We start from the raw sequence: 23,747 nt of genomic DNA on the forward strand, positions 1-23,747 counted from the left end.
TTATGAGCCATGTCTCTTTACAGGATTTTTTGAAAACTGAACCGGACGGTACGCTGGAAGCTATCGCTGCCCAGTACAACACCACGCTGCTGGAGGTGGTGAAAAACCTCCCCTCCCCGACGCTGGTTTCCGGCGATCAATTTGATACTGTCTGGGAAACCGTCAGCGAATGGGGCAAAGTCACCACCCTGGTCCATACTGCTGATGTCATTCTGGAATTCACCGGGGAATTACCTTCCGGATTCCACCGTCATGGCTACTTCAACCTGCGCGGCAAAAAAGGCATGACCGGTCATATCAAGGTAGAAAACTGTACGCATATTGCCCTGATTGAACGCAAATTTATGGGAATGGACACCGCGTCCATTCTCTTCTTTAACCAGGCGGGTAGCGCAATGTTCAAAATTTTCCTCGGTCGGGATGAACATCGACAGCTACTGGCCGAACAGGTCAGCGCCTTTCACGCGTTGTCTTCATCTTTAAAGGAACATGCCTGATGGCTCCATGGCTCATTTTTGGTGCGGGTGGTAGCGGCGTCGGCGCGAAAACGCTTGAACTCGCACTGGCGGAACAACGTCCGGTGATTGCCGTCGTTCGCAACGCACAGGTCGCTGCTGGGTTGCAGGAAAAAGGTGTGCAGGTCTTCATCGGCGACGCCTGCGATAGTCAGGTCACCGCCTGTGCCTGTCGCGCAGCGGGTCAACATGCCACGGTGATCTCCTCCATGGGCGGCGCCCAGGATTATCTGGCGCACAGAACCGTCATTGATGAAGCAGAAAAAGCGGAGATCAAGCGCATGATTCTGGTGACCTCACTCGGCTGCGGTGACAGTTGGCCTTTTCTTTCTTCACGCGCAAAGGCCGCATTTGGTCAGGCTGTACGGGAAAAATCGCTGGCTGAAAGCTGGCTACAAACCAGTCGACTGGACTACGCCATTCTCCGCCCCGGCGGTTTGCTGAACGGTGCAGCCACCGGCCAGGCGCAACGAATACAGGCTCAGGAGTGTCACGGCTTTGTAATGCGTGCAGATGTTGCGAAGCATATTCACGAACTGGCCACTGCGCCAGCACTTAATAACCAGATTTACAGTTTGGTTGAGCCGGGACTGAAACCCGCGTAAACCCCTCACGGCGCGGGAACTCCGCGCCGCAAAGACGTTATGGAGCGTTACGTGCTTAAGGACTCGCTTTCTTCCGTCAGCATCCTGACGGGTCTTTCTCTTTTGCTGGTTGCTCTGATGCTCTTCGGTGCCAGCCAGGGGGCGCTGAACATTAGCTTCAGCGCTCTGTTCAACGACGAATATCGTGATATCTGGTTAAACATCCGCCTGCCTCGCGTGCTGCTGGCCGTTCTGGTCGGTGCTGCGCTGGCGACGGCTGGGGTCATCATGCAGGGACTTTTCCGCAATCCGATGGCCGATCCTGGCCTGCTTGGCGTCAGCAGCGGCTCCGCGCTGATGGTCGGCATCGCGATAGTTATCCCATTTTCGTTCCCCGTAGTGCTGGTGCTGTATGAGCAGATGATTTTTGCCGTCGCAGGCAGCATGGTGGTCTGCACGATTATTTTCCTGATAAGCCAGCGTCATAACCACGGTGGAATGATGCAACTGCTGTTAGCCGGTATCGCTATCAATGCCCTGTGCGGTTCGGCTATTGGCGTACTGAGCTATGTGGGCGACGAGCAGCAGCTACGTCAACTTACATTGTGGATGATGGGAAATCTCGGCCAGGCCCAGTGGCCAACGCTGTTGGTTGCCAGCACGTTTGTTCTTCCAGCCATTGTTGTAACCGTCTGCATGGCGGGAACGCTTAATTTACTGCAGTTGGGTGATGAAGAGGCGCATTACCTCGGCGTAAACGTCAAACGTAAGCGTCAGCAGTTACTGTTGCTCAGTTCGCTCCTGGTCGGCGCTGCGGTTTCCGTCAGCGGCGTAATTGGTTTTATTGGCCTGGTGATCCCACATCTGATCAGAATGACGACCGGTGCCGATCATCGCTGGTTGATTCCCTGCTCTACGCTGGCCGGTGCCTGTTTACTTCTGATTGCCGATACGTTGGCCCGCACACTTGTTCAGCCAGCCGAAATGCCCGTTGGCCTGTTAACCAGCCTGATCGGTGGACCGTATTTCCTGTGGTTAATACTGCGTAGCCGGAGGGTGTCATGATCGTCGCTGAAAATCTGGTCTACCACATTCAGGGAAGACGACTGACCGACGACGTTTCCCTGACGCTACCTGATGGAGAGATCATCGCGATTCTTGGCCCGAACGGAGCCGGGAAGTCGACGCTGCTACGCCAGCTTACGGGATATCTGCAGCCCCACAGTGGGCGTTGTAGCATGTTTGGCAAGCCGCTGGACAAGTGGTCAATCACCGAGCTGGCAAAAACCCGTGCCGTGATGCGCCAGAATAGTCATATGGCCTTCCCGTTTAGCGTTCAGGAGGTCATTCGCATGGGCAGACATCCGTATCGTACGCGCAACACGGGCGATGAAACGGAGTACATCATGGCATTGTGTGATTGCCAGGCGCTGGCCGCACGCGATTACCGGCATCTGTCGGGAGGAGAACAACAGCGGGTACAGCTGGCGCGCCTGCTGGTTCAGCTTTGGGAGCCCGAGCCTGGGCCGAAATGGTTGTTTCTGGATGAACCCACCTCCGCGCTGGATATTCACCACCAGCAGCACCTTTTTCGTCTGCTACGTCGTCTGGTGCGTGAACGGCAGCTTAACGTCTGCTGCGTCCTGCACGATCTCAACCTCGCGGCGCGCTATGCCGACCGTGTGGTATTGATGGAACGCGGCAGAATAGTTGATAACGGATATCCGCAGGATGTTCTGAAGCAACGGTCGCTGAACGCGCTGTACGGTGCCGATCTCACGGTCATAAATGAACCGAAGCATCGAACGCCGATTATCGTCCTCAATCAATAACAGACCGGGAACCCCTGACGTGGCGTTCCCGTTTTTCTCCCTTTACACCCTTTTTTCACCTTTTCTAAAAACGCCCTTGACCTTCCCCTTGCTGGAAGGTTTAACCTTTATCACAGTCAGTTAATCCTGCAAAAAAGGAGTTGGTTATGTCTCAAACAATCGATCTAACCCTGGACGGCCTGTCCTGTGGTCACTGCGTAAAACGCGTTAAAGAAAGTCTGGAACAACGTCCGGACGTTGAGCAAGCGGATGTCACCGTGACAGAAGCGCATGTTACCGGGAGCGCCAGCGCAGAAGCGCTGATTGAAACCATTAAACAAGCCGGTTACGGCGCGGAGTTAAGCCACCCAAAGGCTAAACCGCTGACGGAGTCATCAATCCCGTCGGAAGCACTGGCAGCGGTCCCTTCCGAGCTTCCGGCAGCTACGGCTGATGATGACAGCCAACAGTTGCTGTTAAACGGCATGAGCTGCGCCAGTTGTGTGACCCGCGTACAAAATGCATTGCAAAGTGTACCGGGCGTCACGCAGGCACGGGTAAACCTGGCGGAACGCACTGCGCTGGTAATGGGCAGTGCCTCCGCCGCAGATTTAGTACAGGCGGTTGAAAAAGCGGGCTACGGCGCAGAAGCGATTGAAGATGATGCTAAGCGTCGCGAACGTCAGCAAGAAACCGCCGTGGCAACCATGAAACGTTTTCGCTGGCAGGCAGCCGTCGCGCTGCTCCTGGGTATCCCGGTCATGGTATGGGGCATGATTGGCGACAACATGATGGTGAGCGACGACAACCGCAGCCTGTGGCTGATGATTGGTCTGGCAACGCTTGCCGTGATGGTTTTCGCGGGCGGTCACTTTTACCGCAATGCGTGGAAAAGCCTGATGAACGGCACCGCGACCATGGATACGCTGGTGGCGCTGGGTACGGGGGTGGCATGGCTCTATTCCATGAGCGTCAACCTCTGGCCACAATGGTTCCCGATGGAAGCGCGACACCTCTATTATGAAGCCAGTGCCATGATTATCGGTCTGATTAACCTCGGACACATGCTGGAAGCGCGGGCTCGCCAACGCTCGTCTAAAGCACTGGAAAAACTGCTCGATCTGACACCGCCGACCGCACGCGTCGTCACTGACGAAGGTGAAAAGAACGTGCCGCTGGCAGAGGTGCAGGCTGGAATGTTGCTGCGCCTGACCACCGGTGACCGCGTTCCGGTTGATGGCGAAATCACTCAGGGTGAAGCCTGGCTGGATGAGGCCATGCTGACCGGTGAGCCGATTCCACAGCAAAAAGGTGCAGGCGATAGCGTCCACGCCGGTACGGTCGTACAGGACGGTAGCGTGCTGTTCCGCGCCAGCGCTGTTGGCAGTCACACCACGCTGTCGCGCATTATTCGTATGGTGCGCCAGGCGCAAAGCAGCAAACCGGAAATTGGCAAACTGGCCGACCGCATCTCCTCGGTGTTCGTTCCGGTCGTGGTCGCCATTGCGCTGGTCAGTGCGGCTATCTGGTATTTCTTTGGACCGGCGCCGCAGATTGTCTATACGCTGGTAATCGCCACCACCGTCCTGATTATTGCCTGCCCTTGTGCGCTGGGTCTGGCAACGCCGATGTCGATTATTTCCGGAGTCGGGCGTGCCGCTGAATTTGGGGTGCTGGTACGTGATGCCGATGCGCTGCAGCGCGCCAGCACGCTCGATACCATCGTGTTTGATAAAACCGGGACGCTAACTGAAGGCAAACCACAGGTTGTCGCCATCAAAACGTTTGCCAATACCGACGAAGCACTGGCAATTCGTCTGGCAGCGGCCCTTGAACAGGGTTCCAGCCACCCGTTAGCCAGGGCGATTCTGGACAAAGCAGGTGATGTCACGCTGCCGCAGGTCAACGGTTTCCGTACGCTGCGCGGTTTAGGCGTCAGTGGCGAAACGGAAGGTCACACGCTGCTGCTGGGAAACCAGGCGCTGCTCAATGAACAGCAGGTAGATACCACTGAAATGGAGGCTGAAATCACCGCTCAGGCTTCCCAAGGCTCAACCCCGGTACTGTTAGCGATTGACGGTAAAGCAGCAGCGCTGTTAGCGGTACGTGATCCTCTGCGTAGCGACAGCGTGGCAGCACTCCAGCGTCTGCACCGCGCCGGGTATCGTCTGGTGATGCTCACCGGCGACAACCCAACGACCGCCAACGCCATTGCCAAAGAGGCGGGTATTGATGAGGTGATTGCTGGCGTTCTGCCGGACGGTAAAGCCGAGGCGATTAAACGTCTGCAGAGCCAGGGGCGTCAGGTTGCCATGGTCGGTGACGGTATCAACGATGCGCCTGCGCTGGCTCAGGCTGACGTAGGGATTGCCATGGGTGGCGGCAGCGATGTGGCGATTGAAACCGCCGCGATTACGCTGATGCGCCATAGCCTGATGGGCGTTGCAGATGCGCTGTCTATCTCCCGGGCAACGCTGCGCAATATGAAGCAGAACCTGCTCGGCGCGTTTATCTATAACAGCATCGGTATCCCCGTTGCCGCCGGGATTTTGTGGCCGTTCACCGGAACACTGCTCAACCCGGTCGTTGCCGGAGCGGCGATGGCGCTCTCCTCCATTACCGTGGTGAGCAACGCTAATCGACTGCTGCGCTTCAAACCTAAAGAGTAAGCCTTTACCGGATGTCGCTCTGAACGGGGCCCCAAATCATTCGCGTTGCCTCAAGGCGGCAAGTATAAAAACCCCAGGAGCATAGCCAATTATGTGACTGGGGTTTTTGCACGCTGCCAATAAAGAGGCGGAGCGAATGATGAAGTGTATTTGCACCTTCCAGGACCACGCGCTAGCATGGAAGTCTACTTAGGGAGGCCGTATGGATCTGTTGTACCGGGTAAAATCATTTTTCACCGCGCTACGCGGCAACCACTATACCTGGCCTGCCATCGACATCTCCTTGCCCGGAAACCGCCATTTTCATCTGATTGGCAGTATTCACATGGGCAGCCGCGATATGGCGCCTCTGCCTGCCAAATTACTCAAAAAGCTCCAGCGTGCCGATGCGCTCATTGTCGAAGCCGATGTTTCCGGCGACGACGCGCCGTTTGCCAACCTTCCGACCTTTGCCGCACTGGAAGAGCGCATCAGCCCAGAGCTGCTAGATAATCTGCACAAAGTCACCGACGAGCTGGGTATTTCCCCTTCCCTGCTGTCTACACAGCCGCTGTGGCAAATCGCCATGGTCTTGCAGGCAACGCAGGCGCAGCAGTTGGGGTTGCGGGCAGAATACGGCATTGATTACCAACTTCTGAATGCGGCAAAACAGGTGCATAAACCCATAATCGAGCTGGAAGGCGCATCCAGCCAAATCGAGCTGTTGTGTCAGTTACCCGATAACGGACTGGCTCTGCTGGACGATACCCTGACGCACTGGCACACCAATGCCAGACTGCTACAACAGATGATGGGCTGGTGGCTTAAAACGCCGCCACGCAATAGCGAACTCAATCTACCCAATACTTTTAGCCAGTCGCTGTATGACGTTTTGATGCATCAGCGTAATGCGGCCTGGCGCGATCGACTCAGGGCGATGCCCGCCGGTCACTATGTCGTGGCCGTTGGTGCGCTGCATTTGTATGGAGAAGGAAATTTGCCGGAGATGTTACGGTAAAAAAATGGCCAATATTGCTATTGGCCCGTCAAAGAGGAATTTCATCATTATTATGATCCCGACGCTTAAAGCATCGGTGTAGTTCGATTGTCGCTCAAAGTCATCATCCTGCCAACACTATTGCGCAAGATGGTACTATTTTTTAGACAGACATCAGGCGTATGCTTGTGTCGTATTTTGTCTGGGCCAGGAAAATTGCTATGACACCCGCCGTTAAATTACTCGAAAAAAACAAAATTTCTTTCCAGATCCACACCTACGATCACGATCCGTCCGAGACGAACTTTGGTGACGAAGTGGTACGCAAGTTAGGTCTGAATGCGGACCAGGTCTACAAAACGCTACTGGTTGCCGTGAATGGCGATATGAAGCACCTGGCGGTTGCCGTTACGCCGGTAGCCGGTCAACTGGATCTCAAAAAAGTCGCCAGGGCGTTGGGAGCCAAAAAGGTCGATATGGCCGATCCGATGATCGCGCAGCGAACCACCGGGTATCTGGTAGGCGGCATCAGCCCGCTGGGGCAGAAAAAAAGATTGCCGACGCTCATCGACGCTCCCGCCCAGACGTTTGACACCATTTATGTGTCCGGCGGCAAACGCGGGCTGGATATTGAACTGGCAGCGGGCGATTTGGCGAAAATTCTGGATGCGAAATTCGCCGATATCGCACGCCGTGATTAATTGTCTTTTGCCCGGTGATACGGCAATTGAGCCTACTGCGATTACAGGGTGTGATTGGTGAAGACAGTTTGGACTCGGCCAGCGTGCAGGAACCGGAGCATAGAGGTAATAAGTAGGATTATTGGGCCGCCATGAAGGGCGGCCCGGAGGAGCGGATAAAATGATGCCCCAAATTGCCCTGTTACTGCCAGCTTACCTCGCCCTTCGGCTCATACGCACCAGCATCGAGCGGTGAGTTCTTCTGCACGTACTCTTTCAGCACTTCCGCATCAATAAACCCGGTATTTACATAGCCAGGCTTGTTATCAATTTGCGGATAGCCATCGCCGCCGGTGGCATTGAAGCTCAGCGTTGCCATGCGATAGGTTTTGGCTGGATCAACGGGTTCGCCTTTAATTTTCAAATCGTTAAGCTTGCCGTCTTTCGCCACGAAGCTGACATTGGCAAACTGCGGATAGGCCCCGGAATCCGGCTTCATTTGCGCCACGGCGGTCAGATAGTCAATCACCTCTTTCCCGCTCATGTCGGCGTACACCACGATGTTACCGAACGGCTGCACTTTCAGCACGCTCTTATAGGTGATATCACCGCCTTCGATGGAGTCACGGATACCGCCGCCGCTCATCACGCCAAAATCAGCGCTGGTTCGCGCCATTTGCGCAGCCAGCAGTAAATGCCCCATGTTGGTCTGCACGAAACGGACTTTGCTACGGTCGCCTTCGAGGCGCGCATTGACGCTACCAATTTTCACGTCGAGCTGCGCTTTACCTTTATTCTGGAACGGCGTCAGCAGAGAAAGCATTTGCTGATTTTCTGCAATTTCCGGGGTGTAGAGTACGCGCTCACTTTTACCGTTGTCCCAGGTCACTTTTTTCTTAAGGTTGACGGGGATGAGCTGGTAATTAACCATTTTCATTTCGCCATTGCGGAACTCAAAGTCCGCCCGCCCCACGTATTTCCCCCACTCATGCGCCTGCACAATCCAGATCCCGTTTTGCTTGTCTGGCGCACACGGCGTACCCGGTACGTAATCAACCTGCTTCTTGTTTTCCGCGGCCATACATACCGGATCCTGCGAGTGACCACCCACAATCATTGCCAGCGATCCCGCCGGCAGGCTGCGCGCCATTTCTACGTCGCCAGGCGCGTTCGAGCCGTGATTGCCATTGTCATAATGTCCCATATGGGTGGTCGCAATAATGATGTCCGGCTTTTCCCCCATGTTCAGTTCCTGGATAACCAGTTTGGCTTCATCAGCAGGTTTACGGAACTCAATATCGGTAAAGAACTCTGGGTTGCCAATTTTCGCCGTATCGTCAGTGGTTAAACCGAGTACGGCAATTTTTAAATCCTGGCGCTTAAAGATGGCCCACGGCTTAAACAAACGCTCGCCGGTGCTTTTCTGATAGATATTGGCCGAGAGAAACGGGAATTTGGACCATTTTTCCTGCTGGCGCAATACGCTAAGCGGATTATCAAACTCGTGGTTTCCGACCGCCATCGCATCATAGCCAATCAGGTTCATTCCGCGAAAATCAGGTTCCGCATCCTGCAGATCGGACTCCGGTACGCCGGTATTAATGTCGCCACCGGAAAGCAGCAGTACACTGCCTCCTTCCTCAGCCACCTCTTTACGAATACCGTCCACCAGCGTTTTTTGTGCCGCCAGCCCGTATTCACCGTATTCGCTGCGCCAGAAGTGACCGTGATGATCGTTGGTATGCAGAATGGTAATTTTGTAGGTTTTATCTTTTTCGTACGCCTGTGCAGGTTGACCTGCCAGCGCAAATGCGGCAAATAACGCCAGCGCCACGCCCCGTTTTAAAAACTTCATATTTCACTCCCTGACTCAATATCAACCGCCATACCCGTTATCCTTCAAATTACATGTGCGTTGGCTGCGCTCACTTCCCCCTGTCGCTTATGCAGTAAGCTCCTGGGACTCTCGCGTTTGCCGCCTGCCTGTAAGTCGAATTAGTTCGGGCATAAAATTACAGCTACTGAAAATAATAGCCGAAAATGTTTTCAGAAATGAGACTTCCTTCAAACACCTTCCGCAGGTATGTTAGTCAGGTAATAATAACAAATTAGATTACCCTCATAATCGCAACCCAAACAGAAGTGACTTTCTATGGCAATAAGTGAACCAACCCAGCCAGTGGCTGGCGCGTCAGCGTCGGTTGCTAAAGCACGCACCTCATTTGGCATTTTAGGGGCAATCAGCCTCTCCCATCTGCTAAACGATATGATCCAGTCGCTGATCCTGGCGATTTATCCGCTATTGCAGTCAGAGTTCTCGCTGACGTTTATGCAGATAGGGATGATTACCCTGACCTTCCAGCTTGCTTCCTCACTGCTGCAACCGGTTGTGGGTTACTGGACGGATAAATACCCAATGCCGTGGTCGCTGCCCATTGGGATGTGCTTCACGCTGAGTGGGCTTGTTTTGCTGGCCATGGCCGGCAGTTTCCATATGGTCCTGCTCGCCGCAGCGCTGGTTGGTACCGGCTCTTCGGTATTTCACCCGGAATCATCCCGCGTGGCGCGAATGGCCTCCGGCGGTCGTCACGGTCTTGCCCAGTCAATTTTCCAGGTTGGCGGCAACTTCGGTAGCTCTCTGGGACCGTTACTGGCGGCTGTCATCATCGCGCCATATGGTAAGGGTAATGTGGCCTGGTTTGTGCTGGCTGCGTTATTAGCGATTGTCGTCCTGGCGCAAATCAGCCGTTGGTATGCCGCGCAGCACCGGATGAGTAAAGGAAAACCGAAAGTCGCCATCGTGAATCCGTTACCACGGAATAAAGTGGTACTGGCGGTAAGCATCCTGCTGGTGCTGATTTTCTCCAAATACTTCTATATGGCGAGCATCAGCAGCTATTACACCTTTTATCTGATGCAAAAATTCGGATTATCGGTACAAAATGCCCAGTTTCACCTGTTTGCCTTCCTGTTTGCCGTCGCAGCCGGGACGGTGATTGGTGGACCATTGGGCGATAAAATTGGCAGAAAATATGTTATTTGGGGCTCTATCCTCGGCGTAGCACCCTTTACCCTCTTTTTACCCTACGCAACGCTGGAATGGACCGGGATTTTAACCGTGATCATTGGTTTTATCCTCGCATCGGCGTTTTCTGCCATTCTGGTCTACGCGCAGGAACTGCTTCCTGGCCGTATCGGCATGGTTTCTGGGCTATTTTTCGGTTTTGCCTTCGGCATGGGCGGCTTGGGAGCCGCGGTGTTAGGGCTGATTGCCGACCATACCAGCATCGATTTGGTCTACAAAATATGTGCTTTCCTGCCACTACTGGGGATACTGACCATATTCTTACCTGATAACCGACATAAAGCGTGATTTCCTGACGGCCAAAAGTAAATTTTGGCCGTCAGACTTACAGCAGCCATCAGCCTTTGCCTCTCACATACCGCTGTACTTTTCCGATCCGTGCTTTTTTACGTCTAAAATCCTATTTTCATCAAAATTCAATAATTATTCACAAACAAAAACATCAAAATTGTCATAAACTATTACTCGTCGTTTGAGTTTTCAGGATTATCACAGCAACCAAAGGAGACGGAATGCATCACGCCACCCCGCTTATCACCACCATTGTCGGCGGCCTTGTGCTCGCTTTTATATTAGGCATGATTGCCAATAAACTACGTATTTCTCCTCTGGTGGGATATCTGTTAGCGGGCGTTCTGGCCGGTCCATTTACACCTGGTTTTGTTGCTGATACCAAGTTAGCGCCTGAACTGGCCGAGCTTGGCGTAATCCTGCTGATGTTCGGCGTGGGGCTGCACTTTTCGCTGAAGGATTTGATGGCGGTAAAGTCTATCGCCATTCCCGGCGCGATTGCCCAGATAGCGGTGGCAACGCTGCTGGGCATGGCGCTTTCAGCGGTGATGGGCTGGTCGCTGATGGTAGGGATCGTGTTTGGTCTGTGTCTTTCAACCGCCAGTACCGTGGTGCTATTGCGTGCGCTTGAAGAAAGGCAGCTCATTGACAGTCAGCGCGGGCAAATCGCCATTGGCTGGCTGATTGTCGAAGACCTGATGATGGTGCTGACGCTGGTTCTCCTGCCAGCCGTCGCTGGAATGCTGGAAAAAGAAGATGTCGGCTTTGCCTCGCTGGCCGTAGATATGGGCATTACCATCGGTAAGGTGGTGGCGTTTATCGCAATTATGATGCTGGTCGGTCGTCGCCTGGTACCGTGGATTATGGCCCGTAGCGCCGCAACCGGCTCACGCGAACTGTTTACCCTGTCAGTCCTCGCCCTCGCATTAGGTATCGCATTTGGCGCAGTGGAGCTGTTCGATGTCTCCTTTGCACTGGGGGCATTCTTCGCCGGCATGGTGCTGAACGAATCTGAACTGAGTCACCGTGCGGCGCATGACACCCTGCCGCTGCGCGATGCGTTCGCCGTACTGTTCTTCGTTTCCGTCGGGATGCTCTTTGATCCCATGATTCTGATTCAGCAGCCGCTGGCGGTACTGGGCACGCTGGCGATTATCATCTTTGGTAAATCCCTTGCCGCCTATTTCCTGGTGCGCCTGTTTGGTCACTCCCAACGCACAGCGCTCACCATTGCCACCAGCCTGGCGCAGATTGGTGAATTTGCCTTTATCCTGGCGGGTCTGGGCATGGCGTTAAACCTGCTGCCGCAGGCCGGACAGAATCTGGTGCTGGCGGGGGCGATCCTGTCCATCATGCTTAACCCGGTGCTGTTCGCGGTGTTAGAAAAATATCTCGCCAAAACAGAAACGCTGGAAGAACAGACGCTGGAAGAGGCTATTGAAGAAGAGAAGCAAATTCCGGTGGATATCTGCAATCACGCCCTGCTGGTTGGCTTTGGGCGCGTCGGTAGCCTGCTGGGCGAGAAATTGATGGCTGCGGGGATCCCGCTGGTAGTTATCGAAACCTCACGCACCCGAGTGGATGAACTGCGCGAGCGCGGGATCCGCGCGGTGCTGGGGAATGCCGCCAACGAAGAAATTATGAATCTGGCGCATCTGGATTGCGCACGCTGGCTGCTGCTGACCATTCCCAATGGCTATGAAGCGGGTGAAATTGTCGCTTCAGCACGCGAGAAGTGCCCGTCGATTGAAATTATCGCCCGCGCGCATTATGACGACGAGGTGGAATACATTACCGAACGCGGCGCCAATCAGGTCGTCATGGGTGAGCGTGAAATCGCCCGTACCATGCTGGAGCTGATTGAAACGCCGCCTGCTGGTGAGGTGGTCGTTACAGGCTGATGTCGTTGCCGGATGACGCTATCGCTTATCCGGCATGTGCATGATTTAACGATCCCAGTACGACTCTTCGAGACTATCTTCGCGTTCCGGCAAACCGCGCGTCAGGCGCGGGGAATGCTGGTTCAGCACCTGATAACTCACGCGATTCGCATATTTACACACCTGGGCTAACGACGAATAGGTCAGCCAGGTGAACTTGTGCTTGCTGGAGTTAGGCACGTTGCTGCGGTGATAGCTGTTAGCGGTAATATCATGCAGTAATGCCGCCAGCGCGCCGTCGCCAGCGCCGTTGGTATTCATGATCTTCTCTGGCCCGCCCATATACGGTGCGATGTGCGAATACACACGCAGCGGATTGGTACAATCTTTATGGCGCATGGCGCGGCTAAACTCGTACTGGTTGAATTCGGCAATGGCCCCAGGCAGCAGCGGATGCTGGGTTTTACGTTTGACTTCTTCTTCCGTAAAGCCCGCCATATAAAGACCCGCCGGACCCGCTGTGCACAGCACCAGATCCACCCAATCCAGCGCCTTGTCGGACGCCAGCAGCGGATCGTTTTCGCCGGTCAGCGCTTCGGCCTCTTCTTCATTCATCGCCAGAATTGAGACATGCTCTTTCAGGAATGCCTGCCACCACTGCGGATTATCGGCAATGACAAATTTGGTGCCCAGCGTCAGTACCACCGGTACATTGTGTTTTTTAGCAAATTCGATCGCCTTCATGGTCGCTTCCGGCATTGGCTCGCCCGGCTCGCAGCGCACCAGATAGGATGTCAGCACCAGCGCGGACGCTCCGGCAATCACCGATTCAGGGATGCTATCCGCCCGCAGCTTGTTCATATGCCCAGGGCTGATTGCAAAGGTACGCTCACCGGACTCGCCAATCAGCGTAAAGCAGCGACCAATCGGTCCATCTACGCCCTGCAGGTAGTTCAGATCGGTACGACTGGAGGTATTGCATAAATAGCGGTACGCATAGCTGCCAATCTCGATATTGCTGCACATCACACCCAGCAGCACCGAGCGGTCATCCGCCAGCACGGAGTAGTTGTGCATCGTATTACCGATAGTACCGCCCGCAAACTGATGGGTGATCAAATTTTCACGTACCAGTTCCTGGTAGAGCGCTTCAGCGACATCATCTGCAATCACCAGAGAGTGCCCGGCACTTAATCCATAACGTTTTACAAAGTTATCATCAACTTTGGCTTCAATATCCACCAGCGTCTGGTCAATACCCACCACCCAGGCTGCGCTGGTTTCATTTTCTGGCTGAATTTGTTGCAGCAACGGATCGCGCGCGCTGACGGGAAAATAGTGTTTGGATTTACGTTTACCGGGAAATTTCATGGTCGATTTTACGGGTGGTTAGCTGAGCGATGCATGGTAGCACATTCCCCGCTGCGCATGCGATGCGGCGCTGAGTTTCAATATCGGACGGTGAGATCGCAGTTTATCCGGGATGAATTTCTACAATAACTCACCTTCACAAGGAGCGCTTTATGAAGCCGGAAAACAAGATCCCCGTACTCGACAACATTTCGGATGAAATGAAAAGTGTAGTGAATTTCCATCGCGAAGATTTGCCGCCGTGGCCCGCTGCCGATGACTTCGTGGCCCAGCGTAAACACTACATTCATGAACGGCAGTTGTGGAATGCCGATGCCCCACAGATGAATACCCGAGAATGTGTTATTTCCACCGCATGCGGCCCCGTTGCCACACGAATTTACGCTCCGCTGCCCCATAGCCAGGCGACGCTATATTACCTGCACGGCGGCGGTTTTATTCTCGGTAATCTGGATACCCACGATCGCATTATGCGTTTACTGGCGCGCTATACGCAGTGCACGATCATTGGCATCGACTATTCGCTTGCGCCAGAGGCCCGCTACCCGCAAGCCATCGAAGAGATTGTCGCCGTCTGTCAGTACTTTTATCAGCACGCTGGCGATTATTCCCTTAATGTGAATCATATTGGTTTTGCGGGCGATTCCGCCGGGGCCATGCTGGCGCTTGCCAGCGCGTTGTGGTTGCGGGATAAACAAATTGCCTGCGGCAAGGTGGCTGGCGTGCTGTTGTGGTATGGACTTTACGGCCTGCAGGATTCACTGAGCCGACGGCTAATGGGCGGAGCCTGGGATGGTTTAACTCGCGAGGATCTGCAGATGTACGAAAACGCGTACCTGCGTAGCGCCGACGATCGCGAATCACCGTACTATTGCCTGTTTAATAACGACCTGACGCGCGACGTGCCGCCGTGCTTTATCGCCGGTGCGGAGTTTGATCCGCTGATTGACGACAGCCGCTTATTGTTCCAGACGCTACAGGCGCATCAGCAGCCCTGCCAGTACAAAATGTACCCCGGCACGTTGCACGCCTTCCTGCACTATTCGCGGATGATGAAAACCGCCGACGATGCGTTGCGGGAGGGCGCGCGTTACTTCAGAGCGCAGCTTTAACGGTAGGCTGCGGTCAGTTTAACCATCATTTCGATATGTTCCGGTGTGGCATTCAGCGCCGGAATATACTCATATTGCTTCCCGCCAGCCTCAAGGAAAATCTCCCGGTTTTGCACCGCTATCTCTTCCAGCGTTTCGAGACAATCAGCCGCGAAGCCCGGACACATGACCTGGATATGTCGGGTCCCTTTCTCCGCCAGCATTTTTAACGTTTCATCGGTATATGGCGTCAACCACGGTTCACGGCCAAAACGAGACTGGAAGGTCATCATCACTTTTTCCGGCGGCAAGCCAAGCGCTGAAACCAGCTCACGAGTCGTATCGCGACAACGCTGCGGGTAGTCATCGCCTTCATCGGCGTAGCGCTGCGGAATGCCGTGATAGGAAAGCAGCAGCAAATCGGGTTCACCATGTTGAGCAAACGAATCACGGGCGCTCTTGGCCAGCGCATCAATGTAGCTGCTGTCATCAGCGTAATCACGAATAAATGAGATACCAGGAATACTGCGTTTACGCGCTAAGATTCGCGCCAGTTCATCCCAGACTGCCGCCACGGTAGAACAGGAATATTGCGGGTACAGCGGTAACACCACCATGTGTTCAACTCCGCTTGCCAGCAGTTCATCGACCGCGTTTTCAAGCGACGGTGAACCGTAGCTCATCCCCAGCGCGACAGGCGTATTTGGCAGACGTTGCGCCAGCGCCTGCTGTTGCGCTCTGCTGTAGACCATCAGCGGGGAACCGTCTTCCATCCAGATTGACTGGTACAGCTTTGCCACGCGTGGCGCACGTAGCGGCAAAATCACACCACGCAGCAGCGGCCACCACAGCGCAGGTGACGTATCGACTACGCGTTGATCGCTTAAAAACTGGCGCAGGTAGCGCTTAACGGCTTCGGGGGTTGGGGCATCGGGAGTGCCGAGGTTTGCCAGCAGGATACCGGTTTTCGTCTGACGCATTACCGCCTCTTATCGATTCAAATTGTTGATAATTGTAGCGGAAAAGCGATAAAGAAGAACTAATTGCTGTGAAAGGTAAGACGAGAATTTGCCTGATGGCGCTGCGCTTATCAGGCCTACATAAAATCGTAGGCCGGATAAGGTGTTTACACCGCCATCCGGCATTGACTGCGCTAAAACTTAACCGAGGATTTTTTCCAGCGCTGCGCGAACGTCAGCCACAGCCTGGGTGCCGTCAACTTTCGCGTATTTGGTGTTACCCGCCTGCGCTTCTTTAGAGTAGTAGCCGATCAGCGGAGCGGTCATCTGATGGTATTCCACCAGGCGCTTACGTACGGTCTCTTCCTGATCGTCTTTACGGGTGGTCAGCTCTTCGCCGGTCACGTCGTCTTTGCCTTCAACCTTAGGCGGGTTGAATTTGATGTGGTAAACGCGGCCAGAAGCAGCGTGTACGCGACGACCCACGATACGGTCAACGATCAGCTCGTCCGGAACGTCGAATTCAAGAACGTAGTCCACGTTGATGCCTGCTTCTTTCATGGCATCAGCCTGCGGAATAGTACGCGGGAAGCCATCAAGCAGGAAACCATTACGGCAGTCTTCCTGAGCAATACGCTCTTTTACCAGCGCGATCACCAGCTCATCAGTCACCAGCTTACCGGCGTCCATGATGTCTTTCGCTTGTTTGCCCAGCTCGGAGCCAGATTTCACGGCAGCACGCAGCATATCACCGGTGGAGATTTGCGGAATACCATACTTCTCCATGATGAACTGAGCCTGAGTTCCTTTACCCGCGCCCGGAGCGCCAAGCAGAATGATACGCATTACGAAAATCCCCTTAAAGGTTGTCGATATTTTTTAAAAAGCGCTAAACGATACCACCATCACGCAATTGGCTCAAGGAAGACGCCCGACGCTGAAACGGTTAACGGTGGGAAAATTAAAAATGAGGAGAGAAAATGCCGGATCGCGGTGTAAACACCATATCCGGCCAGGGATCGACGAGATGGTGTAAGCCGGACACGCGTTAGCATCATCCGGCATTACCTTACGGCTATCAGGACACCAGCAACTGGTTCATACGACGAATGAACTGGTTCGGATCTTCCAGCGTGCCGCGTTCAGCAAACAGCGCCTGATCCAGCAGCAGTTCAACCCACTCTTTGAACTGCGCTTCGTCCTGGGTATCCGCCGTGCGTTTGACCAGCACGTGATCCGGGTTGAGTTCAAAGATATATTTCACTTCCGGTACGGCCTGGCCGGCAGCAGCGAACAGTTTCGCCATCTGGGTGCTCATTTCGTCCGCATCGGTGGTAACGATGGCCGGCGTGTCGGTCAGACGGTGAGTCAGACGCACTTCTTTTACGCGATCGCCCAGCAGGGTTTTCACGCGCTCAACGAACGGCGTCAGCGCTTTTTCCGCTTCTTTTGTCGATTCGTCAACGTCATCCGCCAGCTTGTCGATGGACTCGTCAGCTTTGGCTACGGACTGGAATGCCTTACCGTCGAACTCGGTCAGGTAGTTCATCATCCACTCATCGATACGGTCAGAAAGCAGCAGCACTTCGATGCCTTTCTTACGCAACAGTTCCAGGTGCGGGCTGCTCTTCGCCGCCGCATAGCTGTCTGCGGTGATGTAGTAGATTTTCTCCTGCCCTTCTTTCATACGCGACACGTAGTCTTCCAGCGACACGGTTTGTGCGGAGGAGTCAGTGTGCGTGGACGCGAAGCGCATCAGCTTAGCGATCGTTTCCTGGTTAGCGTTGTCTTCCGCCGGACCTTCTTTCAGTACCAGGCCGAACTGTTTCCAGAAGGTCTGGTATTTTTCCGCGTCGTCTTTCGCCAGTTTTTCCAGCATCTGCAGTACGCGTTTGGTCAGCGCGCTACGCAGGTTACGGGTGACGGTGCTGTCCTGCAGGATCTCACGAGAAACGTTCAGCGGCAGATCGTTAGAATCTATCAGGCCACGCACAAAGCGCAGGTAATTCGGCATAAACTGCTCGGCGTCGTCCATAATGAACACGCGCTGAACGTACAGTTTCAGACCATGCTTGTGATCGCGGTTCCACATATCCCACGGAGCCTGAGACGGGATGTACAGCAGGCTGGTGTACTCCTGCTTACCTTCCACACGGTTATGACTCCAGGTCAGCGGATCAGTGAAGTCGTGCGCGATATGTTTGTAGAATTCGTTGTACTCGTCGTCTTTGATTTCCGACTTGTTACGGGTCCACAGCGCCTGCGCCTTGTTGATCTTTTCCCAGGAAACCACGGTCTCGCCGTCTTTCTCTTCGGATTTTTCGATCTCTACCGGCAGCGCGATATGGTCGGAATATTTGCTGATGATGGAACGTACGCGCCAGTCATCAAGGAACTCGTCTTCGCCTTCGCGCAGATGCAGCGTGATTTCGGTGCCGCGATCGTCTTTGGTGATGTCGGCAACGGTGTACTCACCTTCACCCGCAGATTCCCAGAACACGCCGTTTTCCGGTTTATCACCCGCTGCGCGGGTACGCACGGTGACTTTATCCGCCACGATGAACGCAGAGTAGAAGCCAACCCCGAACTGGCCGATCAACTGGCTGTCTTTCGCCTGATCGGACCCCATGGATTCAAGGAAAGATTTAGTGCCGGATTTCGCAATGGTCCCTAGATGATCGATAACGTCATCACGGTTCATCCCCACGCCGTTATCGGCAATGGTCAACGTACGCTTATCTTTATCGAAGGAAACACGCACACGCAGCTCACCGTCACCTTCATACAGGTCCGGGTTAGACAGTGCGCGAAAACGCAGCTTGTCTGCCGCATCCGAGGCGTTAGAGATAAGCTCACGCAGGAAGATTTCTTTATTGGAATACAGAGAATGGATCATCAGGTGCAGAAGCTGTTTTACTTCTGACTGAAAACCACGAGTTTCTTGTCCTTTCATGTAGGTCTACCTCAACAATGCCATTTTCAATGGTAAAAACAGGTTGAGGGTGAAATGGGGACAAGCGGGAAGGATTTCAAGCGGAAGCCGCCGTCGCGGCCTCCGTTTGTTCAGAATTTAATCTTGTGTCGTCCTGCCAGAGAGTGCGACAGCGTGGTGCCATCGACCATTTCCAGCTCGCCACCAACCGGAACGCCATGGGCGATACGGCTGGCTTCAACGTCATATTGCATGCAAAGCTCAGCAATATAGTTGGCGGTCGCCTCTCCTTCGACCGTGGGATTGGTCGCCAGGATCAGTTCGCTGATTTGCTCAGATGCCAGCCGCTGCTCAAGACGATCCAGTCCGATATCATCAGGGCCAATACCGTCCAGCGGCGACAGGTGTCCCATCAGCACGAAGTAACGTCCGGAAAATTGCCCGGTTTGCTCAATGGCGTAGATGTCCGCCGGACTCTCCACCACGCAAATCTGACCGTTTTCCTGGCGACGCGGGTTCGAGCAGATGTTGCAGACGTCCTGTTCTGTGAATGTGCGGCAATCGGCACAGTGGCCGATTTCCGACATCGCCTTCGTTAACGCCTGCGCCAGACGCATCCCGCCGCTGCGATCGCGCTGAAGCAGCGTGAACGCCATGCGCTGCGCAGACTTCGGGCCAACGCCCGGCAGACAGCGCAGAGCTTCCATAAGCTGAGTTAACAGCGGGCTGGTTTGCATCAGAACGGCATCTTAAAGCCAGGCGGCAGCTGCATTCCGGAGGAAACAGAGGCCATCTTCTCTTTCTGCGTCTCTTCAATACGGCGCGCGGCGTCGTTGAATGCCGCAGCAACCAAGTCTTCCAGCATCTCTTTGTCGTCTTCCAGCAGGCTTGGATCGATCTCCACACGACGGCAGTTATGCGCGCCGTTGATGGTTACTTTTACCAGACCAGCGCCAGATTCGCCGGTCACTTCCAGCTTGGCGACTTCTTCCTGCATCTGCTGCATTTTTTCTTGCATCTGCTGGGCCTGTTTCATCAGGTTACCCAGACCGCCTTTACCAAACATAGGCTTCTCTCTCAATCACGTTAAGGGATGACGACCGTCAAACCGTAATGGCTGACGATCAAATGGGGCGAATACTCCCTTCGTCCAGGTCCGCATCGAAAAAACGACGCAGCGTCTGAATGTTATTATCCGCAATAATCGACTCACGCGCCTGCGCGAGTTTCTCTTCATAAATGGCCTGACGCCACTCCAGCGGCGTGCGCACCGCTGGATTATCATCTTCAACGATGGTCAATTCAACCGTTGACCCTGTTAAGGAACTCAATGCTTCGGCCAGTTTTTGCTGCGCGCCGCTGGAGTTAAGGTGTCGCTGCGTGGAACGCAGGTGCAGGCAAACCACGTTGCCATTCTCTTCTTTCCAGGCATTAAGCGCCACCTGCTCCACCAGTTTAGGCAGCGAGAGCTGGCTTACCTGTGCGGCCCACGGGTCGCGTTCGATGGCCTCAGCCGCCAGCTTTGCCGCCAGTTCTGGCGTTTTTTCATGCTCAAGCGCTTTTTTCAGCGCTTTCGGCGTAGCGACGACTTCTTTGACTTCTGCAACAGGATTGGTCGCTTTCCAGCGATACGCTTCTTTCTTCGCTGGCGCTTTTTCCAGCGCAGAGACAGCTGGACGCGCCTGAACACGTTCCGACACCGAAGCCAGTCTTTCCAGCGCAGCATTATTCACCGGCCGCGCGCGGGAAGCGGCTGCCGGTTCACTCTTTTTTGGTTTGGTTGCTCCCTGAGCGCGTTGCAGCTGGCTGCGTGCCGCCAGCACCTGGCTGGTAGCATCGGAGAGCGGTACATTCTGTTGCTGTTGCGCTGCCGCAGGCTGCTGCGGCACCTGCGTCGGGTTCATCACCGCAGTGGGGGCGACCGGGGCAAAAGACTGTCGCGGGGCTTCAGGTTCCGGGAGCGGCATGCGCGGATGAAAAGCCAGCGCACGTAGCAGCGTCATTTCAACGCCCATTCGCCTGTCCGGCGCATACGGCAGTTCTTTGCGCCCGATTAACAGGGTCTGGTAGTAAAGCTGCACATCGGTTGGCGGGACGATTCGCGCCAGTTCGCGCATACGCTGTTCAATGGCGGCCATATCGCTGCCGAGCGCGGCAGGTGAAAGCTGAACCATGGCAATACGATGCAGCAGAGCCGACATCTCAACCAGTAGCGCTTCCCATTCAATACCGCGCGCGGCGGCATCGTTCACCAGCGTCATAACGCGTTCGCCGTCCGCAGCCACAACCGCTTCAACCAGCGAAAGCGCCTGGTCGTCGTCCAGCGTACCAAGCATGGTGCTGACCGCGTCGGTCGAGACCTGACCATCGCCGCTGGCGATCGCTTGATCGGTCAGGCTCAGCGCATCGCGCAGGCTGCCGTCCGCGGCGCGAGCCAGCAGTTGCAACGCACGTGGCTCATGGGCGATATGCTCTTCTTTGAGGATATGCTCAAGCTGATGGCGAATCTGTTCGACATCCAACGCTTTAAGATGGAATTGCAGACAGCGCGACAGGATAGTCACCGGCAGCTTCTGCGGATCGGTGGTCGCCAGCAGGAACTTAACGTGTGCGGGCGGCTCTTCGAGCGTTTTCAGCAAGGCGTTAAAACTGTGGCGCGACAGCATGTGCACTTCGTCAATCAAATAGACCTTAAAGCGACCGCGCGCTGGCGCGTACTGGACGTTATCCAGCAGGTCACGGGTGTCTTCGACTTTGGTGCGTGAGGCGGCGTCGATTTCAATCAGATCGACAAAGCGCCCCTGCTCGATTTCACGGCAGTTATCACACACGCCGCACGGCGTAGCGGTGATGCCGGTTTCACAGTTTAATCCCTTCGCCAGCAAACGGGCGATTGACGTTTTCCCGACGCCACGGGTGCCGGAAAACAAATAAGCATGATGAATACGCCCTAACGACAAGCCGTTCGCCAGTGCCGTCAGCACATGTTCCTGGCCGACGACGTCAGCAAAGGTTTGTGGGCGCCATTTTCGGGCTAAGACCTGATAACTCATTGGCAGGCTCTGAAAGGCTGGAGGGTGGATTCACAGGGAGATAATGCTAACACAACCTCGCAGCGACGGCGAGGTTGTGTGTCTCGGTATTAATCTGCCGAGATAAGATAGCCCGAAATTAGTGGCCCGGGAATGGAACCAGGCTATAACAGGTCAGTCCCTGCTTTTCCAGACGCTGCTCGCCACCCAGATCAAACAGGTTAATGATAAATGCAGCATCGGTCACTTCGCCACCCAGACGGCGGATCAGTTTCACGGTCGCTTCAATCGTGCCGCCGGTTGCCAACAGGTCGTCCACAACCAGGACTTTATCACCAGGTTTGATGGCATCAACGTGGATTTCCAGTTGATCGGTGCCGTATTCCAGCTCATAGCTCTCAGCAATAACTTCACGCGGAAGCTTACGGGGTTTACGTACCGGAACAAAACCAACGCCCAGACCCAACGCTACCGGCGCGCCAAACAGGAAGCCACGCGCTTCGGTACCAACCACTTTAGTGATACCCGCATTTTTGTAGCGTTCAACCAGCAATTCAATACTGAGGGCGTAGGCTTTCGGGTCTTCCAGTAAACTGGTGACATCACGAAAAAGAATGCCCGGTTTTGGGTAATCGTGGATGCTTTTGATGCTATTTTTGAGAAACTCAAGCTGCTGTGCAGTCGCGGTCATAAGTTTGTGCCTGATTAATACAGTATTACTTCACGGCGCACTATACACTTCATCCTCGACGTATCTTGAATGATTTTGTGTCTGTATAAGAGCCAAGGTTATATTTGCTTAACCTTTGACCACCTGCGCCTGTGCTCGAAAACGGTCGAATTTACTGGCTGTGAGAGACAATTGCAACAGCGTTTATTGCGCTTTACTGCTTTTGTTGTTTTTCATCAATCACCGGGATCCGCCACATAAAAATCAGTAAACAGGCGAGAATAACCAGCAGCAGGCCGCGTACCCACATCATATTGACCAGCCACAGTGAAATACTAAACGTTACCAGGATCAACAAAATAGCGCGCGGCTTTGCTCCCGGCGGCATCGCGCGGTGTTTTTGCCAGTGGCGCAGATACCCGCCGAACCACGAACGGTACAGCAACCAGTCGTGAAAACGCGGCGACGAGCGAGCAAAACACCAGGCGGCCAGCAAGATAAACGGCGTTGTCGGCAACAGAGGCAATACAACGCCAAGCGTTCCTGACACTACCGCTATCCAGCCTATGATGATTAGAATAATGCGTTGCATAATATGAATACTTAACACAGAGAATCGCTACTTTATCATAACAGTTCTCATTTTCATCGGAGTGTTGTCGTGAAAACCGTCATGCTGCTTCAGACGCTCGAAAACCAGCTTAACCGCTTGCGGCAGCGTTGTGCCCCACTGGCACACCATGCCACGCTTAGCGCCCGCTTTGACAGGCATCTGTTTCACACCCGCAGCACGTTGCTACAGGCCTGTCTGGATGAAGCTGATGATAATCTCACTGCTCTACGTCGCGCAGTTGAACAGCAACAACTACCACAAATTACCTGGCTTACGGAACACCTTGCCTCACAGTTAGAGGCGATTTCACGTGAAACCGCCAGTTGGTCGCTCCGGGAGTGGGACTGCGCCTCTCCTGGTCTGGCGCGCTGGCAGCGTAAGCGAGTTCAACACCAGGAGTTTGAGCGCCGCCTGGTTGAAATGACGCGTGAACGTAAAGAACGCCTGGCACAGGTTACAGGCTTTGAAGAACAGCAAAAACTGCATCGCGAAGTAGAGGCATTCGAAGCACGACTGGCACGCTGTCGTCATGCACTGGCAAGAATAGATAACATGCTGGCGCGTTTAACCCGCTAATCCCCGGAGAAT

At 54.3% G+C, this 23,747-nt stretch carries 21 protein-coding genes and 1 other annotated feature; of the genes, 11 read left to right on the plus strand and 10 right to left on the minus strand.

From position 1 onward, the window contains the following. The first annotated feature begins 2 nt into the window (after positions 1 to 2). From hutX to ybaK, 7 genes are all read left to right on the plus strand, one after another. The gene (gene hutX, locus HV350_RS17950) at positions 3 to 497 is read left to right on the plus strand and encodes a heme utilization cystosolic carrier protein HutX (protein WP_181598503.1); all 495 of its coding nucleotides are present in this window, start codon (positions 3 to 5) and stop codon (positions 495 to 497) included. Continuing rightward, positions 497 to 1,120, plus strand: coding sequence for an anaerobilin reductase (gene chuY, locus HV350_RS17955; RefSeq protein WP_016152097.1), 624 nt, complete (start codon positions 497 to 499; stop codon positions 1,118 to 1,120). The genes hutX and chuY overlap by 1 nt, the downstream gene beginning before the upstream one ends. A gap of 51 nt (positions 1,121 to 1,171) precedes the next feature. Beyond that, positions 1,172 to 2,164, plus strand: coding sequence for an iron ABC transporter permease (locus tag HV350_RS17960; RefSeq protein ID WP_207388536.1), 993 nt, complete (start codon positions 1,172 to 1,174; stop codon positions 2,162 to 2,164). Continuing rightward, positions 2,161 to 2,931, plus strand: a complete 771-nt coding sequence (locus tag HV350_RS17965; RefSeq protein WP_181629060.1) for a heme ABC transporter ATP-binding protein — start codon at positions 2,161 to 2,163, stop codon at positions 2,929 to 2,931. Before HV350_RS17960 ends, HV350_RS17965 begins: the two co-directional genes overlap by 4 nt. A gap of 146 nt (positions 2,932 to 3,077) precedes the next feature. Continuing rightward, the gene (gene copA / locus HV350_RS17970; protein ID WP_181629062.1) at positions 3,078 to 5,579 is read left to right on the plus strand and encodes a copper-exporting P-type ATPase CopA; all 2,502 of its coding nucleotides are present in this window, start codon (positions 3,078 to 3,080) and stop codon (positions 5,577 to 5,579) included. A gap of 202 nt (positions 5,580 to 5,781) precedes the next feature. After that, entirely contained in the window at positions 5,782 to 6,576 is a 795-nt protein-coding gene (locus tag HV350_RS17975) for a TraB/GumN family protein (RefSeq protein WP_019076185.1), read from the plus strand. Between the two features lie 200 nt (positions 6,577 to 6,776). Continuing rightward, the gene (ybaK, locus tag HV350_RS17980; RefSeq protein ID WP_016152092.1) at positions 6,777 to 7,256 is read left to right on the plus strand and encodes a Cys-tRNA(Pro)/Cys-tRNA(Cys) deacylase YbaK; all 480 of its coding nucleotides are present in this window, start codon (positions 6,777 to 6,779) and stop codon (positions 7,254 to 7,256) included. Between the two features lie 181 nt (positions 7,257 to 7,437). On the opposite strand, the gene ushA is transcribed toward ybaK, so the two are convergent. After that, a complete protein-coding gene (gene ushA / locus HV350_RS17985; RefSeq protein WP_181629063.1) occupies positions 7,438 to 9,090 on the minus strand; it encodes a bifunctional UDP-sugar hydrolase/5'-nucleotidase UshA in 1,653 nt (550 codons plus the stop codon). A 297-nt stretch (positions 9,091 to 9,387) separates the two neighbouring features. On the opposite strand from ushA, the gene fsr reads away from it, so the two are divergent. Both fsr and ybaL read left to right on the plus strand, forming a co-directional pair. Next, positions 9,388 to 10,608, plus strand: a complete 1,221-nt coding sequence (gene fsr, locus HV350_RS17990; RefSeq protein WP_016155879.1) for a fosmidomycin MFS transporter — start codon at positions 9,388 to 9,390, stop codon at positions 10,606 to 10,608. 224 nt (positions 10,609 to 10,832) lie between these two features. Next, on the plus strand, positions 10,833 to 12,512 hold the full coding sequence (gene ybaL, locus HV350_RS17995; RefSeq protein ID WP_016152087.1) for a YbaL family putative K(+) efflux transporter: 1,680 nt from the start codon (positions 10,833 to 10,835) through the stop codon (positions 12,510 to 12,512). 45 nt (positions 12,513 to 12,557) lie between these two features. On the opposite strand, the gene gsk is transcribed toward ybaL, so the two are convergent. After that, the gene (gene gsk, locus HV350_RS18000) at positions 12,558 to 13,862 is read right to left on the minus strand and encodes an inosine/guanosine kinase (protein ID WP_016152086.1); all 1,305 of its coding nucleotides are present in this window, start codon (positions 13,860 to 13,862) and stop codon (positions 12,558 to 12,560) included. A 152-nt stretch (positions 13,863 to 14,014) separates the two neighbouring features. On the opposite strand from gsk, the gene aes reads away from it, so the two are divergent. Then, a complete protein-coding gene (gene aes / locus HV350_RS18005; protein ID WP_181629064.1) occupies positions 14,015 to 14,974 on the plus strand; it encodes an acetyl esterase in 960 nt (319 codons plus the stop codon). Here aes and hemH read toward each other — a convergent pair. The 8 genes from hemH to HV350_RS18045 all read right to left on the minus strand — a co-directional run bounded on the left by hemH (position 14,971) and on the right by HV350_RS18045 (position 23,138). Continuing rightward, positions 14,971 to 15,933, minus strand: coding sequence for a ferrochelatase (gene hemH, locus HV350_RS18010; protein ID WP_049042601.1), 963 nt, complete (start codon positions 15,931 to 15,933; stop codon positions 14,971 to 14,973). The two genes, aes and hemH, sit on opposite strands and share 4 nt — an antisense overlap. Positions 15,934 to 16,113: 180 nt before the next feature. Then, positions 16,114 to 16,758, minus strand: a complete 645-nt coding sequence (gene adk, locus HV350_RS18015) for an adenylate kinase (RefSeq protein WP_003021773.1) — start codon at positions 16,756 to 16,758, stop codon at positions 16,114 to 16,116. Positions 16,759 to 16,990: 232 nt separating this feature from the next. Next, positions 16,991 to 18,865, minus strand: coding sequence for a molecular chaperone HtpG (htpG, locus tag HV350_RS18020; RefSeq protein ID WP_181629066.1), 1,875 nt, complete (start codon positions 18,863 to 18,865; stop codon positions 16,991 to 16,993). 110 nt (positions 18,866 to 18,975) lie between these two features. Beyond that, positions 18,976 to 19,581: a recombination mediator RecR gene (recR, locus tag HV350_RS18025; protein WP_016152082.1), complete on the minus strand. Its 606-nt coding sequence runs from the start codon at positions 19,579 to 19,581 to the stop codon at positions 18,976 to 18,978. Then, positions 19,581 to 19,910 (minus strand): YbaB/EbfC family nucleoid-associated protein, encoded by a 330-nt coding sequence (locus HV350_RS18030; RefSeq protein ID WP_003021764.1) that lies wholly within the window; start codon positions 19,908 to 19,910, stop codon positions 19,581 to 19,583. Before HV350_RS18030 ends, recR begins: the two co-directional genes overlap by 1 nt. 58 nt (positions 19,911 to 19,968) lie before the next feature. After that, on the minus strand, positions 19,969 to 21,897 hold the full coding sequence (gene dnaX, locus HV350_RS18035; RefSeq protein ID WP_181629068.1) for a DNA polymerase III subunit gamma/tau: 1,929 nt from the start codon (positions 21,895 to 21,897) through the stop codon (positions 19,969 to 19,971). Further along, positions 20,572 to 20,636, minus strand: a sequence feature (DnaX frameshifting element). It overlaps the preceding gene by 65 nt. A gap of 118 nt (positions 21,898 to 22,015) precedes the next feature. Next, positions 22,016 to 22,567 (minus strand): adenine phosphoribosyltransferase, encoded by a 552-nt coding sequence (gene apt, locus HV350_RS18040; RefSeq protein ID WP_006685676.1) that lies wholly within the window; start codon positions 22,565 to 22,567, stop codon positions 22,016 to 22,018. A gap of 193 nt (positions 22,568 to 22,760) precedes the next feature. Then, on the minus strand, positions 22,761 to 23,138 hold the full coding sequence (locus HV350_RS18045) for a DUF454 family protein (RefSeq protein ID WP_103284448.1): 378 nt from the start codon (positions 23,136 to 23,138) through the stop codon (positions 22,761 to 22,763). Positions 23,139 to 23,207: 69 nt separating this feature from the next. On the opposite strand from HV350_RS18045, the gene priC reads away from it, so the two are divergent. Beyond that, positions 23,208 to 23,735 (plus strand): primosomal replication protein N'', encoded by a 528-nt coding sequence (priC, locus tag HV350_RS18050; RefSeq protein ID WP_103283557.1) that lies wholly within the window; start codon positions 23,208 to 23,210, stop codon positions 23,733 to 23,735. Positions 23,736 to 23,747 lie beyond the last annotated feature (12 nt).

This window comes from Citrobacter sp. RHBSTW-01013 (assembly GCF_013781985.1).
Taxonomy (GTDB): Bacteria; Pseudomonadota; Gammaproteobacteria; order Enterobacterales; family Enterobacteriaceae; genus Citrobacter; species Citrobacter braakii.

Coding starts and splice junctions, on each gene's coding strand:
- hutX (WP_181598503.1), top strand. CDS start 3: ATGAGCCATGTCTCTTTACAGGATTTTTTGAAAACTGAACCGGACGGT.
- chuY (WP_016152097.1), top strand. CDS start 497: ATGGCTCCATGGCTCATTTTTGGTGCGGGTGGTAGCGGCGTCGGCGCG.
- HV350_RS17965 (WP_181629060.1), top strand. CDS start 2,161: ATGATCGTCGCTGAAAATCTGGTCTACCACATTCAGGGAAGACGACTG.
- copA (WP_181629062.1), top strand. CDS start 3,078: ATGTCTCAAACAATCGATCTAACCCTGGACGGCCTGTCCTGTGGTCAC.
- HV350_RS17975 (WP_019076185.1), top strand. CDS start 5,782: ATGGATCTGTTGTACCGGGTAAAATCATTTTTCACCGCGCTACGCGGC.
- ybaK (WP_016152092.1), top strand. CDS start 6,777: ATGACACCCGCCGTTAAATTACTCGAAAAAAACAAAATTTCTTTCCAG.
- ushA (WP_181629063.1), bottom strand. CDS start 9,090: ATGAAGTTTTTAAAACGGGGCGTGGCGCTGGCGTTATTTGCCGCATTT.
- fsr (WP_016155879.1), top strand. CDS start 9,388: ATGGCAATAAGTGAACCAACCCAGCCAGTGGCTGGCGCGTCAGCGTCG.
- ybaL (WP_016152087.1), top strand. CDS start 10,833: ATGCATCACGCCACCCCGCTTATCACCACCATTGTCGGCGGCCTTGTG.
- gsk (WP_016152086.1), bottom strand. CDS start 13,862: ATGAAATTTCCCGGTAAACGTAAATCCAAACACTATTTTCCCGTCAGC.
- aes (WP_181629064.1), top strand. CDS start 14,015: ATGAAGCCGGAAAACAAGATCCCCGTACTCGACAACATTTCGGATGAA.
- hemH (WP_049042601.1), bottom strand. CDS start 15,933: ATGCGTCAGACGAAAACCGGTATCCTGCTGGCAAACCTCGGCACTCCC.
- adk (WP_003021773.1), bottom strand. CDS start 16,758: ATGCGTATCATTCTGCTTGGCGCTCCGGGCGCGGGTAAAGGAACTCAG.
- htpG (WP_181629066.1), bottom strand. CDS start 18,865: ATGAAAGGACAAGAAACTCGTGGTTTTCAGTCAGAAGTAAAACAGCTT.
- recR (WP_016152082.1), bottom strand. CDS start 19,581: ATGCAAACCAGCCCGCTGTTAACTCAGCTTATGGAAGCTCTGCGCTGT.
- HV350_RS18030 (WP_003021764.1), bottom strand. CDS start 19,910: ATGTTTGGTAAAGGCGGTCTGGGTAACCTGATGAAACAGGCCCAGCAG.
- dnaX (WP_181629068.1), bottom strand. CDS start 21,897: ATGAGTTATCAGGTCTTAGCCCGAAAATGGCGCCCACAAACCTTTGCT.
- apt (WP_006685676.1), bottom strand. CDS start 22,567: ATGACCGCGACTGCACAGCAGCTTGAGTTTCTCAAAAATAGCATCAAA.
- HV350_RS18045 (WP_103284448.1), bottom strand. CDS start 23,138: ATGCAACGCATTATTCTAATCATCATAGGCTGGATAGCGGTAGTGTCA.